The organism is Bacillus sp. FJAT-22090, assembly GCF_001278755.1.
Taxonomy (GTDB): Bacteria; Bacillota; Bacilli; order Bacillales_A; family Planococcaceae; genus Psychrobacillus.
Genome location: NZ_CP012601.1, coordinates 801,537 through 815,106, shown reverse-complemented (window position 1 = coordinate 815,106; position 13,570 = coordinate 801,537). Strand labels below are relative to the sequence as shown.

Annotated in this window: 17 protein-coding genes and 1 pseudogene; 3 read left to right on the top strand and 15 right to left on the bottom strand. The window is 31.8% G+C overall.

What is annotated here, in order from left to right:
• Nucleotides 1-26 precede the first annotated feature (26 nt).
• The 12 genes and pseudogenes from AM499_RS04185 to AM499_RS04130 form a co-directional block, all read right to left on the bottom strand.
• Nucleotides 27-884, bottom strand: coding sequence for a GNAT family N-acetyltransferase (locus AM499_RS04185; protein ID WP_231687523.1), 858 nt, complete (start codon nucleotides 882-884; stop codon nucleotides 27-29).
• A 34-nt stretch (nucleotides 885-918) separates the two neighbouring features.
• On the bottom strand, nucleotides 919-1,794 hold the full coding sequence (locus tag AM499_RS04180; RefSeq protein WP_053589025.1) for a phosphotransferase family protein: 876 nt from the start codon (nucleotides 1,792-1,794) through the stop codon (nucleotides 919-921).
• A gap of 252 nt (nucleotides 1,795-2,046) precedes the next feature.
• Nucleotides 2,047-2,399, bottom strand: a pseudogene (locus AM499_RS04175) (VOC family protein).
• 220 nt (nucleotides 2,400-2,619) lie between these two features.
• Entirely contained in the window at nucleotides 2,620-2,862 is a 243-nt protein-coding gene (locus AM499_RS04170) for a hypothetical protein (RefSeq protein WP_231687558.1), read from the bottom strand.
• Nucleotides 2,863-3,011: 149 nt separating this feature from the next.
• Nucleotides 3,012-3,467, bottom strand: coding sequence for a GNAT family N-acetyltransferase (locus AM499_RS04165; protein WP_053589023.1), 456 nt, complete (start codon nucleotides 3,465-3,467; stop codon nucleotides 3,012-3,014).
• A 75-nt stretch (nucleotides 3,468-3,542) separates the two neighbouring features.
• A complete protein-coding gene (locus AM499_RS04160; RefSeq protein ID WP_082355167.1) occupies nucleotides 3,543-4,130 on the bottom strand; it encodes an NUDIX hydrolase N-terminal domain-containing protein in 588 nt (195 codons plus the stop codon).
• A 50-nt stretch (nucleotides 4,131-4,180) separates the two neighbouring features.
• Nucleotides 4,181-4,747, bottom strand: coding sequence for an AAA family ATPase (locus tag AM499_RS04155; RefSeq protein ID WP_053589021.1), 567 nt, complete (start codon nucleotides 4,745-4,747; stop codon nucleotides 4,181-4,183).
• A 169-nt stretch (nucleotides 4,748-4,916) separates the two neighbouring features.
• Nucleotides 4,917-5,414 carry a GNAT family N-acetyltransferase gene (locus tag AM499_RS04150; RefSeq protein WP_053589020.1) on the bottom strand — a complete coding sequence of 166 codons (498 nt, stop codon included), beginning with the start codon at nucleotides 5,412-5,414 and terminating at the stop codon, nucleotides 4,917-4,919.
• Between the two features lie 145 nt (nucleotides 5,415-5,559).
• Entirely contained in the window at nucleotides 5,560-6,033 is a 474-nt protein-coding gene (locus AM499_RS04145; protein WP_053589019.1) for a YjdJ family protein, read from the bottom strand.
• 221 nt (nucleotides 6,034-6,254) lie between these two features.
• Nucleotides 6,255-6,563, bottom strand: a complete 309-nt coding sequence (locus tag AM499_RS04140; RefSeq protein ID WP_053589018.1) for a putative quinol monooxygenase — start codon at nucleotides 6,561-6,563, stop codon at nucleotides 6,255-6,257.
• Nucleotides 6,564-6,744: 181 nt separating this feature from the next.
• Complete coding sequence (locus tag AM499_RS04135; protein WP_053592090.1) at nucleotides 6,745-7,260, bottom strand: shikimate kinase; 516 nt, start codon at nucleotides 7,258-7,260, stop codon at nucleotides 6,745-6,747.
• Nucleotides 7,261-7,338: 78 nt separating this feature from the next.
• Nucleotides 7,339-7,782, bottom strand: a complete 444-nt coding sequence (locus AM499_RS04130) for a hypothetical protein (RefSeq protein WP_156316742.1) — start codon at nucleotides 7,780-7,782, stop codon at nucleotides 7,339-7,341.
• Nucleotides 7,783-8,113: 331 nt separating this feature from the next.
• Here AM499_RS04130 and AM499_RS04125 point away from each other — a divergent pair, with 331 nt between their 5' ends.
• Complete coding sequence (locus AM499_RS04125) at nucleotides 8,114-8,536, top strand: hypothetical protein (RefSeq protein ID WP_053589016.1); 423 nt, start codon at nucleotides 8,114-8,116, stop codon at nucleotides 8,534-8,536.
• A 169-nt stretch (nucleotides 8,537-8,705) separates the two neighbouring features.
• Here the strand turns inward: AM499_RS04125 and AM499_RS04120 are convergent, their stop codons facing one another.
• Nucleotides 8,706-9,578 (bottom strand): YitT family protein, encoded by an 873-nt coding sequence (locus AM499_RS04120; protein WP_053589015.1) that lies wholly within the window; start codon nucleotides 9,576-9,578, stop codon nucleotides 8,706-8,708.
• A 294-nt stretch (nucleotides 9,579-9,872) separates the two neighbouring features.
• Between AM499_RS04120 and AM499_RS04115 the strand changes: the two genes are divergently transcribed.
• Complete coding sequence (locus AM499_RS04115) at nucleotides 9,873-10,052, top strand: DUF4083 family protein (protein ID WP_053589014.1); 180 nt, start codon at nucleotides 9,873-9,875, stop codon at nucleotides 10,050-10,052.
• Between the two features lie 125 nt (nucleotides 10,053-10,177).
• Here AM499_RS04115 and AM499_RS04110 read toward each other — a convergent pair whose 3' ends face one another.
• Together AM499_RS04110 and AM499_RS04105 are read right to left on the bottom strand one after the other, a co-directional pair.
• Nucleotides 10,178-10,555, bottom strand: coding sequence for a hotdog domain-containing protein (locus AM499_RS04110; RefSeq protein WP_053589013.1), 378 nt, complete (start codon nucleotides 10,553-10,555; stop codon nucleotides 10,178-10,180).
• Nucleotides 10,556-10,643: 88 nt separating this feature from the next.
• A complete protein-coding gene (locus AM499_RS04105) occupies nucleotides 10,644-11,561 on the bottom strand; it encodes an MBL fold metallo-hydrolase (protein WP_082355164.1) in 918 nt (305 codons plus the stop codon).
• A gap of 481 nt (nucleotides 11,562-12,042) precedes the next feature.
• Between AM499_RS04105 and AM499_RS04100 the strand changes: the two genes are divergently transcribed.
• Nucleotides 12,043-13,566: a spore germination protein gene (locus tag AM499_RS04100; RefSeq protein WP_053589011.1), complete on the top strand. Its 1,524-nt coding sequence runs from the start codon at nucleotides 12,043-12,045 to the stop codon at nucleotides 13,564-13,566.
• Nucleotides 13,567-13,570 lie beyond the last annotated feature (4 nt).

The following is a 13,570-nucleotide window of genomic DNA, read 5'->3' as shown; positions in this document are numbered from 1 at the left end:
ACTACGGTTATAGTTGAACATATAATTTACAAGGTAGGAATTACAACTGCATTACACGCTTTTTCATAAAATTCTATCGGACCTGCTCCACCTATAATTGCATACTCATAACCAATCTCACTCATATCTTTTAAACAATGATGAAGTAAAGAATAACCGATCCCTGAAACCCTATTGGACAACGCTACACCCATTGGACCGAAATAGCATTTCCTATTCTTATATACATCATAAGCAGCAAAACCTACTATATCTCCATTGTTGTCTAAAGCTATATAAATCGTAGGTTCACTTAATGAGAATGCTTCCCTTATTGTATGTGACCACTCGATTGAAAAATTGTTCTCTACAAAATAAATTAAGGGCTGAAAATCGTATTTATTCACTTTGCGGACAACACAACAACTTAAATCAGGGAAAGTGTAATTACCGAGATGAGTAATCATATCTCTTGAAGTAGTCCCTAGATTTAAGAGAATCTCCCTATTTTCATCAGATAAATACTGATCAATTACATTAGTTGTTATTAATGCTTTTAATAAATGGCCTTCGTTTACATAGACTTGCTTATACTTTTTCATATAATGAATTACAACTTCCATTACATTTGCTACTTCCTTCGTAATAGTAATATTGAAATAAACACTGTTTATCTTTTGTTGATCTGAAGTTTCCTCATATTCATCCAATAGAACTCTTAAAGAACACTTATCTAATGAACATTTCATTGAAATTTCACCAAGTGCTCCTGTCTTTTCTTCTAAACATCCTATAAGTAAATGTATAGGCTGTAAAATATTGAATTTTGAAAGTTGGGCTTCTTTTTCAGCGTTTTCAATTATCCTACGCATTCTAGTTGTGAAATAAATATTTAAATTATCCAATGTTAACTGCACCTTTCAAGAGATTCGATTTCTCCTACAAAATCTTTCTTAAAATCTCTATATTCTCGTTAAGAAATGCTTGGTGCTTGTCTACTCCCCGTAAACGACACCAGCCAATAGAGTTAAAGGCATCATAAAAAGAATAAAAAGAAAGTATACTATCTAGATTCAAAATTGGACGAATCGACTCATATCCAGAGATATAAGCATCCCTAGTTCCTTCATATTTACACCAAACATCACGATTTATCTTTGCGAAATCAATTTCTGTAGACCCAACTCGAGCACTCTCAAAATCTATAATTCCACTAACTTTATTGTCATGTATTAATATATTACCTGGTCGAAAATCCATATGAATAATACAAGGACCATCAGGAGCAGGTAGTGTAGGAAAAATGAGTTCAAAATGTCGGATTGATTTTTCGTATAAATCATTAGGTAGTTCAAGCCTTGTATGTTTTTCGAACTTAATAAAAGTCTGTTGAATGAAATTTCTCCAATCGTTATTTTCTAATGGTTTAAATCCATTCTCGGTTTCTGCACCATATACAGGCATTGATAAAGCATGAAGCATTGCATGATTCACTCCAATTTGGAAAGCTAACTGGAAATCTATTCTTCCTAAACAGGGGACACCGATAATTTCCTCTAACAACAATGCACCTGTTACTGTTTCATCCCCCTCCCAATAATCTAGAACTGTTGGTACCGACATATAATTTTTTAGCTTAATCAACATTTTATACTCACGAAAAAGTTTGTCTTTGCTGAATGGAATCTTTATATATACATTCTTTTTGTTTATTAATTGAATTTTATAAACTTCTGAACTAAAAGACTCTGGAACGGTATCAATCGACAATATAGGAAGTTTGAATTGTTTAATTACCTTTTGTATATTCTCCACTTAGGGTCTCCTTAGAATAACTAGAATCTATAATTTACCAATTATACATAAAATGGTTCTACTAGTATATATCATCATATTATTTTATTTCCCTATCAAATCCATTAATCCTTTAATTTCTAACAAAAAAAACACCCAAATGGGCGTTGTGTTCACACGAAATTATTGTAATTTTTTTCCTATATTCTTTCGCTAATGATTATTTGAAATCTTTAAAATCACTTTATGAGAATATATATGTTTAATCACACTCTAACACTTACATATCATCAATTGATTACCATCAGGGTCTTTAAAATTGAAATAATGATTATGTTCAATTGGAGTTATTAAATCAACATTTTTAATTTCCATAAACCTATATGCTTCCTCGATATCATTTGTATTGAAATGGAAGGAAGGAGTTTTAAAAATATTTCCCTCCGAATAAATCTTACTATCCAATACAATGCCAGTCCCATTCATTGGAATAACAAACAAATGTCCAAATTGTATTTCTCCGTCAGCGGCAACCCTAATATATCGCAATACCAATCCCTGGCTTTTTCTATATTACGAACAGGGATAAACACTGTTCCAATCTGATTTAAAATTGGGCTATTCAATATAACACCTCTACTTTACAGTTGTCCTCAACATTGCTAAACATTTTACATTTAATATACATATTGCTACTATCCTGTTATTTCTACATATACTTCAAAATACCTTCTAACAACTATTTTTTTTGTATAGAAATTTCAACCTCTTTTTGAATTTTGTTAAAGGCAACATGATCCTTTAATCGCGTTACCTTCTAGGATTTAGCCAGTTTAACGTAATTACTTAGCTCTCTTCTTGTATGAACTTAACAACATCATAATTGCAATTATTACAGACCATTAAATGAGGGCAAATTTGATCTTTAGCTGTATTAGGATAGCCATCGCCCATTTTCACTGTTTCTTCATCATTATAATGACCATAAGGATCTAAAAAATCGGAAACCTTGCCAGAGTCGTCTAATTGAGAACTACATTTTGGGCAATATATTTCTAACCGTTTTAATCCGTTACATAAAGGACACACTGCCAAAATTATCACTCCTTTTTCATTTCAAATTTAGTATCCTTTATTTGATCAATACTATGTAAGAAAATAATTGAAGATAGTTGGTTGGAACCTGGTGTGATTATTGTTTTAAGAATTTTAATAAAGGGATAGCAAACATCCTAATTTTATTCATCTTTCAGTACCTCAGTTAATTTTTTTAAGAATCCTGTACTTTTGCCTTCATATCCATTACTTTTATAAAAAAGATGCGCAGTTTGACGCTCTTCTCGATTACCACTATTTAAAGTTATTGCTACTGCTCCTTGCTGAAGTGCCCATTCTTCACAAGCTTTTAGTAGCTTTGTACCAACTCCTTGCTTACGTTGTTTTGAACTTACAACAAACGCAAGTAATCGTACGTACAAACCCGAAAATTCAAAAGTGAAGGCCTTACATAAACCTGCAAAACCAATTATTTGATTATCTTTTACAGCTACCAATGACTGATAATCTTCATGTTTTTGTATTGTCTCAAACCGTTCAGTTAAATCTACTAATGTTGTAGGATATCCTAATTCGCTCATCAATTCTACTAAATCTATATAATCTGTTGGTAGTACCTCTCTAACTTCAATTGTCATTAAATATACGAACCTCCCATGAAATTACTTGCACTTTTAGTGAATAATCTCCTAATTGCCAAACTTGTTCAAAACCTAGTGCATATTCATATATCGATTAGCTTTTTTAGCCATATCAAAGTGTTCACCATGCCATTTTTCTACTTCATCGATATTATAAAAGCCGATTTCCAAACTCTCAAATGAAGCCTTTAATTCTCCGTCCTTTATTTCACAAGCATATAGAGGATGATAGGAAGTGTGAGGCTGGCCAAAATCTCCTGGCTTTCTTGTAAATATATCAATGAGACTATTAACCTTAATTACTAGACCAGTTTCTTCTAAAAATTCTCTTTTTAATGATTCTTCGGGACTTTCTCCTGTTTCACACCATCCACCGATAATTCCCCACGTTCCATCATCAGCTCGATGTTCTAAAAGCATTTTTCCATCTGAAGAAAAAATAACTCCATTCACCCCGACTTTTGGTGTTACATGTCCAAGCTCTTTCTTAAACTTTTCAATAATTATGCTTTCCTTAACTTCAGTGATCTCCGAGTACTCTTTACTAGCTAATAAAAGCAATTTTTCGTATCTTTCTATATCATATGGGTTCACTGCATAATGTAAGCCGAGTTGTGCAATTGAACGTACGTTTTCTAATAATGACAATCTATTCTCCAATTACCTAGCCTCACCTTCAATTAAAATTCATTATTTTTACTAATTTGTTCCTATGTATTATTAGTATGGGCAATACTAATAATTTTTTTAATTATGTACGGAAATTCATTCTCGCTTTTGATCAAAAATAAATGGTCCGCTTCGCCTTTGCTTGGAGGTATAACATCGCTTTTATTAGACTCATTTTGCTGTCGAATAAGCACTTCTTCAAAAGTTGAAGCTGTTCTTAAAATAGTTGTACTTCGCTGACTAATGGCAACACGTTCTTTAACAACATGTTCTGGGATTTCAAAATTCACAAGGATAGTGATAAATCCTTGTTTGTGATAATGTTCAAGTAGTTTCAAACGATTTTTCCGATTGCGATTGGAGTTACAAAGAATAAGATGGCAATTAGTCTCATTAACTACATAATTAACAATAGTTTGTGTGAGTGCATACTTGATCACATTTGGACCTTGTTTTGGTAGTAATGATTCGTAATAAGTGTGTAGGAACTCCGCGTGGTTATCCTGGTCAATCACAACTGAGTTATGCAGCTCTTTTTCTAATGCTTTTGCGAACGTAGTTTTACCACTATGGGTTATACCGACTGTCATAATTACTAACCTATTCATGAGCTTAACTCCATTCTGATAATTTTTGGATTAACAACAAATTGCTGCATTACTAGTTTAGACAGCGAAAATACATACACATACCCTAGATATCTCATGCTAATAAACTTGTAATAGCACCATTCAGTCTTGTAAATTTTAGGAAAATGCTAAAGAAAATTAAAATGTATCAAACGTTATTATCCAATTTGACCAGGTTCTTTTTCATTAATGTAAAAATTACTGGATGTCCATAAAATTCGCCATCAATCTCTTTAATCACCTTGAATCCTTCTCTTTCGTAAAATGAAATATTAGGATTTCCTTTGTACACTGTTAATGATAAAGAATTCGGATCTTTGAATCTTGAAAGTCCAGTTATCAATAAATGTTTTCCAACCCCTTTTCCTTGATGGTTAGGGTGAACATACAAAGACTCTAAGAACACGTCTTTATCTGACAAAGCCCCTTTGAAAAAGGCATATCCAACTATCCCCTCATCATTTTCAGCAATCAAATTTAGAGAGGATTTAAAACGATTATCCATCTCATCATTAGAGTAAGCGTCCTTTAAAACTTTATCTTGAATAGGTTCTGGAATAAACCCAATATACGTTTCTCTCCAAGTAGCAAATGCAATAGATCTGACTCTGTCGATATCTGATAAGTTCATATCTCTGATTAACATAGCTCATCTCCTAAATTCATCTGAACACAACTTATTATCTAATTCTTCATTCTTTTGTAAAAACCTTCTTCAACTAATTTACATACTAATTGCTCGTCTCTATGTAACACGTTTAAATACAGAATAGTTTATGCAGAAATTCGAGTTAATTAATTTTTTTAGTCTTATTCTTAGAAAATCTTAATAACGATATCCCAATTGATGATATCCCAATAAATATAAAACTGTAGAAAAATATTTTTAAGCCGTATGTTGGAGAATTTGAAAATAAACCACCTAATATCAAGAACAAAACCCCAATACATGTTAGGAAATACGAAAACTTCTTATTGTTCTGTTTGAGTAAAGAATAACCTATAAGAATTAAAAGGTAAGTTCCACTAAGTAACATAAGCAATGGGAAAGTAGGGAAAAATTTAGCGGCAAATATGAAATAATCAATAGTTAAAATATCACTTGCTTGTTTCACTGGACCGTTTAGCATTTCAGAAAAAATAGTAGTATATTTCCACTCCCAAGAAACATTTCTTATTTGGCTTCCCTCATACCACGCAACAAGAGTAGATATTATAAAAACCATTAGAGCTACAAATAATTGAACAATAATTCTAAAAGACATTTTCCACCTCATATAGTCCTTTCTCGTTCTGATAATTCATACTGATCAATACATAATATTACTTATATAACTCTTAAAATAAATGGATTATTTTTCATTAATTGTAACATTAAATCCATCTAAATATTCAAATTTCCTTCAACTAATCTGTTCCATTAAAAAAGAGTTGCCTAAGCAACCCAACATCTATTAAAATACAACACATTTGTTCAAAAAGAATTTTATGAAATACCCTTCCCGCCCCTTGTTTTTAGGGTGCTGATTCTCTCAACTCCAGTAATGATTGGTTTTGCACGCTTTATTAATGTTTGTGTAGCTTCCAGTTCAAGAGACGCTTTATGGGCATTTTCATTGCTCCACACTTCATAAACATAAACAGAATTTGGTTCGTTTTCAGAAGTATTCACAAGATATATCTCACACTCATCCAATTTCTTCATTGATTCTGCTGCTTCCAGCAAAATATCTACCATTTTGTTAAGTTCACCTTCTTGTACTAGAAACTTGCCAAACAAACTAAACTTATTCATATTTTCCTCCTTAATTTTGGACACCTGTTAATAATTTCTACACCGAAGACCGATATTCCTATGATTCCCATACATAAAAATTAAACTTATTCCATTAGATAATCCTTTTAATTTTGAAAAGATCCTATATAGGGTTGTAAACTACACCGTTAATAAACAAGAAATAAGTTGAACAAATGCACTATAATTTAAACTCTTTTTTAATTATTTGAGCGACCTCTTCCGCACTCAAGTATGTATTATCAATTCTTATATAATTCTCCTTTTCAATTTCACCCTTCTTAGAATTCAATCTATTACTTTCTAAGGTACCAATTAAATGTTGTTCCGATTGTTCAATATTTCTTTTAGTTGGTTTATATTCAAGTCTATGTGGTGTTTTGTTTCGTTTTAACCTCTCTTCTACGTTGGCTTCTAATTCAACGAAATAAATATCTGCACCATGTGTAGATACTGTTTGACACATATTTTCTATATCTTCCCAATCCTCTTTTTGATCGAAGTACCATACCTTAGTAAAAATCATTCCATCATTAGTACTTTTAGAAAATGCATTAAATATTTCCTTCCGAAATAGGTGTGTTAATCTCCACATTTCTGGACTAAATCCGAATAACGGCTCTAGTAAATCAATAGTCATGTGGTTATGGAATAACTTTAAGCCTGTTACCTTTGCAAGTTCTTGCCCGACAGTCATTTTTCCAACTGCTTGTGGCCCAAATATAAAAACAAACTTTTTCAAAATACATTCCTCCAAACAATAATGAAATAAATGCTATTGTAATATTTCTTCTATTTCTTCTATAAAACTATCATTATTTATAACTTTATAAGACTTAATATTTTTCTTAGGGAATACAATTACATTTTCTTCAACAAATATATAAATTTGGTCCACTTTAGTATATATTTTATATTCAGCATCCAAAGGCGAATACTGTTCTTTAGCCTCATTCAATTCTGCATTTTCAAACAGTGAAATTAACTCTTTCTTCTTGTGATCTGGAAGATTGATTTCTTCGAAGTTTACACCATTTATACTTTCGACAATAATATTCGTATCATCATACAAGAATTCTTCTGTTAATAAATCTTCAATTTTAATAGTTTTTGATAATTGTAAACTTGTAACAATAATTAGAAGTAGTAACGTTACAATTATAATACATAATGTTTTCTTATTTCTCATAATTCCCCACCGTTTTGTAACTCCCATCATACGATTTAAATCCTTAATGCTATTAGTCAGAATTTAACGTTAATTAAACCTGCGCCTTAGGCAAACAGCATTTGGTCTATTTATTTTGACACGTAAACTTCGCCCTCCTTTCTAATACGACTTAAACAAATATAAGTTTCTTATATTATGAAATTTTCCATTCGAATCAAAACATATGAAAGATTGAACTAGCTGTAGTTAAACAATCGTGACAATTGAGAAAAATAATATTTTACATTTTAATGCTTGTATATTTCCAGAATATTAAATAATTTGAAACCTTTAATATCTCTTAACGTATTGTAATACAAAAGATAGAGGAGGAAAGATATTGAAGAAGATAATAGCCCTATTATTTTTTTGCATCGCTTTAATCCTTCTATTAGTCGCATGCTCGGAAGAAACAAATGAATCTAAATTTATTGCTAAAGCTAGTGATTTTGAAGATTCAGGCTTTACAAGTCGGAGAGGCCAGCTAATAGTAGTTATCGGGGATGAATTAATGATTAGCGCTAATTATGATCCACAGTCAAAAGAGAAAAGTAGTATAGATAAGATTTTGGAATCCGAACAGGTCAAGAGTGGTAATCATTTTTTAAAAAATTTTAAAAATGTGAACATCTCGACAAAAGATGACAAGTATTATATTTCTGCTGACGGTGGGGTATCATTGGAGTTTCAAAAAATTGGTGAACGTATTATTGTGGATGGAGAAGGTATGGAGTATTACACCCAAGAGTATTCCAAAGAATAATGTTCATTATATATGTAATAGTATTCTTATTGAGAGATAAGTGCCTATATTCCAACAAGGATTTGAATAAACGGATATATTCATTCCCCTATTTTTATTCCATCTAATTTTCTGTAACTTGTATTATAAAAAAGCTATACTTCCAATGAAGTATAGCTTTTTTATATATTCAATGAATATTATTCTTTTTGAAGTTACCGCCCTTTACCTCGGCTACTTCATAGACTGTGATAAAAGCATTCACGTCAATATCATTAATGATTTCTTTCATTTTACTTTCTTCTAGTCGGTTAATAACACATGTTATTTCTTTGAATTGTTCATTTGAATATCCACCGTGCACTATATTATACGTTGCTCCACGACCAAGTCGGTCACGAATTGTCTCTACCATTAGTTCGGGTTGATTTGTAATGATTTTAAAAGTTTTTGAACCGCTCAAACCTACTTCTACGATATGAATTACTTTTGAAGCAATAAAATAAGCTATTGCAGATAAGATAGCCCCTTGTAGACCGAAAACTGTTGAAACAACAATAAATACAAACGTGTTTAAGAAAAGAATTAGATCACTTGTACCAAAAGGTAATTTTCGAGAAAGAAGAACTGCTAGCATATCTATGCCATCTAATGCCCCACCATTACGTAAAGCTAACCCCATACCAAAACCAATGATAATACCACCAACAACCGTTACTAACAATGTATCCCCATTGATAATCGTATGTACATGGTGCATAAGACTAGTGCCAACTGCTAGTGAAGCAATACCGATTACTGAATAAATTGCAAAACTCTTACCAATTTGTTTATATCCTAAAAAAATGAATGGAATATTTAATAATGCAATTAGAAATCCTAAAGGTATTCCGAATAATTGAGATCCAACGATGCTTAGTCCCGTTACCCCACCATCAGATACATTATTTGGAATTAATACTGCTTCTAAACCATATGCAGCTATAAAACCCCCAATAATAACCATTAATGCTTTAAATAACATTTTGCCTAAATTGGGCTTTTGCTTACTGTTTGTGCTCATTATAATTCCCCGTTTAATCAATTATTTGATTGATACATATTCAAAAGATTTATGTACTTTTTATAAACCCTTTTTCAACCTATTGTTTATTATATAAGTATATTACTTTTTCGCAAAACCATAAACATTATTAATACTTAATTGACTCTTACAAAGGACTCTATATCCTTATTAAGAAAGGATTCTTTACAATTTGAATTAACCCATTATTGTCAGAGTGTTCATTTTTCAAATTTCAAAATTTGTTATAAAAAATATGGTATAATTAGAAAAAATTGTTTGAGGGGGTTTATAATGAATGTTATTTTTGCTCTTATTCCTATATTTTTAATTTTGTTAGGAGTAATTTCTTTCTCCTTGTTAATACGAAGACTAATAATAAATTCAAGCCTACGGAATATTCATTCTAAAGAAATTGAAACAAAACTAGATAAAATCATCTATTTGCTAGAAAAAGATCGTTCAAATTCATAAGACGCTGCACTTTAGGGAAAGTTAATTTAAATAAAGGATACTAAAAACACATTGGATTTACCAATGTGTTATTAAAATTCCTTATTTAACTTAATCCTTTGTTAGCAAAAAAAAGTTTAAAAATTTTAAAGAATTACACCTGCAAAATTTCCTTTTAATACTTCTTTTTCATGCTGATTTTTACATAAAAAGGATGCAATAATAGTTGTTCTATTATTTTCTTGCCTTTCGTATTTTTCAATTTTAACTTCGCAAATTATTATATCCCCTGTATACACAGGTCTTAAAAACTCAAAATTCATTGTACGCGCCAGTACATTGTTATCTCCACCAATTTTTGTTGGTAGCGTTGCAGTTAATAAGCCTTGAATTACAAGTCTTCCCTGTTCATCTAAGGTTCTATGATGAATACCTTCATCACCTGAAATTTCTGTAAATAATTCAACATCCCTTATCGTAAAAGCCCGTTCAAACTTAATTATATCTCCTACTTTTAACGGCATAGTAATCTCCCCCTTAAAAATAATTTTAACTATAAATGTATTTCACAAATTGTTTTGGTAATTTGTCCTTTAAATGTATAAGAAAATCTTATATTTTCCATTCTTTTGGTTTTATATTTTTATCCATCCATTCCTTTTCCAGTGCATGGTATGGGGCTGTGGCGATTAAGTGATTATCGTGCCAGATTGCAGCTCCGGAACGAATCATTTCATCGAGCAGAATTTGAATAAATTCTATAGGCTGAAGTTGGAAAGAGTAGCGCGCATAATCTTGAAACCAACCACAATTAAGTAGGTAGCTATTGATTTCTTCTTTCGCTAATCCGTTTTTAATGATTAATGTAAATGAAAAAATCCTCTTGCAGGCATTCCAAGAAACTTTTTCTGGCATCTTAAGCCACTTTTCAAACCGTTTCCTTGCTGTTTCAATGGCAGCTTGAGGATTCTCTATTTGAGGACCATGTCCTGAATATGCCTGCTTTATCCGGAGCGTGGACAATCGTTCCAAACTTTCTAAAGATCTTTGAATAGATGTAACTCCCTCTCGAAAGATATTTAACCATCCAATATCATTTTGGTGAAAGAGATCCCCGCATATTAATATCTCTTCTTCGGGTTCAAATAAAGAAATATGCCCTAACGTATGTCCCGGTGTGTGCAAGACCTTCAAGGTTCTACTTCCTGTATTAATCTCATCGTTATCAGCAAGCTTCCTATCTACTCGATAAGGTTCTACAGGCTGATCTAACCATTCTGCACTACAGGCTTCAGGGTCACAAAAATTAATTAAATCGGCTTCCCATTTATGAGTAGCAATTGGCACACCATAATTTTTTTGAAGATGAAAATTACCTCCTACATGGTCACTATGGTAGTGCGTATTCACAATAAGGTGTAATTCTTCAGGAGAAACACCTGCTTCTTTAATTAATTTCTCTGTATCTTTCACTTCACTTCCAAAACCAGTATCAATAAGGATGGCGTACTCATCCTTAATAAGAATCATGTTTGCACTTGGAAATTGTCTTTCAAAGAAAATAATGCTGGACTTTTTCAGAAGCTATTCCTCCTTAAATCAATGTCTAAACAATTATGAGCGAACGTTTGCTCAATTAATTTGCAAATAAGACATCATACAATTACTACTTCAACAAACTCTCAAAAATACCTCCTTATTGAACTAATCTCCAAGTTAGTTTTAATACATATTATTTAGCAATTGTAATAACAATTGTCTAGTTTATAAAATGCAGTTCAACTATCATTGTTCTTTAACAAAACAAATTTAATTCAGTAGATATTAGTCTTTTTACATTATTAAAGTAATATACCGAGTCCTTTTTCATTTGTTCCTTACTGTCTGGGAGGGTATGAAAACAGGATTTTTCTATATAAATATCCTGAAAACTTAAGTATTAAGTATAGATACTATTTCTTATACCTATCCTATATATGAAGTTAAAAATGAGAGGAGTATAATGGCCCACATGAAATTTAAACTACCTTTCGTAAATAAGAAGTCTTCGATCGAAAAAGGGAAAGTAACAGAAACCAGATTAGAAACGATTTCTCCCTTAAAGAATGTATTTATACAGCAGATAAGAGAAGTAACAAACAATCCATCAGATTTGATTGTAAAAGATATTCCTCCCACTGTTGTGATCGTTTATATAGATAATCTTGTAGATGGACAGACATTAAATGAACATATCATTCGAGACTTATATCAAAAAAAGTTGGATTCACCAGTAAGCATTAAAGCTAATCTATCCATACCTGAAGTAAAAATGACAAATAATTTTGATGAAGCTATTGTTTCAATGGTGAATGGAACAGTACTAATTCATGTTGAAGGACACTCTCAAGTTGTATTAGCAACTATCCCTAAAAGGGAGTCGCGAAGTTTGTCAGCACCGGAAAATGAATCTCAAGTAATAGGTTCTCAAGTTGGATTCAATGAAAGCCTTTCTACAAATGTATCTCTTGTCCGAAGATACATAATGAGTCCAGATCTTAGTTTGGAAAAATTCAAAATAGGCAAACGTACAAACACAACAGTTACTCTACTATACATGAATGGAATAGCCTCAGATCATATAATCAATTCGTTAAGACAGAGAATTACAAGCCTCGAATTAGATACATTAATAGATAGTGCCGTTTTAGCAGAAATGATTGATGATAATTCTATGTCAATCTTTCCTCAAATGCTTCTTACTGAAAGACCTGATAGGTTTTGCGATTCACTATTAATCGGAAAAGTAGGAGTAATTGTTGACGGTAGTTCCATGGCAATCATTTGCCCTCAATCGTTTATAGAGTTCTTTCAAAGTAGAGAGGATCAAAATCTTAGATGGCAAATTGCAACTTTTTTTCGATTATTAAGGTTTAGTGCCGTCTTTTTATCCATTTTTTTGACTCCAATATACGTTGCTGCATTGACTTTTCATTACGAAGTTATTCCGCAAGCATTTTTGGTTCCACTAAGTGAGTCAAGAGCTTTGGTACCCTTCCCTCCCATATTTGAAGCATTATTGTTAGAACTTATTATTGAATTACTGAGAGAAGCTGGCGGGCGACTTCCGACAAAGATTGGGCAAACAATTGGTATCGTTGGTGGTATTGTCATTGGAACTGCAGCTGTACAAGCTGGAATTACCAGTAATATATTAATCATTATTATTGCATTAAGTGCATTGGCTTCTTTTACAACTCCTAGTTACATGATGGGTAATGTTATTAGAGTCCTTAGATTTCCAATAATAATATTAGCAGGATTTTGGGGATTTATTGGTATAATGCTAGCTTATTGTTTTATCCTCATTCATCTTTTACGCCAATCCAGCTTGGGTACTCCATATACTGCACCTTTCTATCCTCCTCGTTTAAAAGACTGGAGAGATAGTATTATCCGTATGCCTATACCATTTACATCCAAAAGGCCTACCAGTACAAGAGCAGAGGATACAGAAAAATTCGATCCAGAGCCTATAAATCCTGAAAAAAGGTGAAATG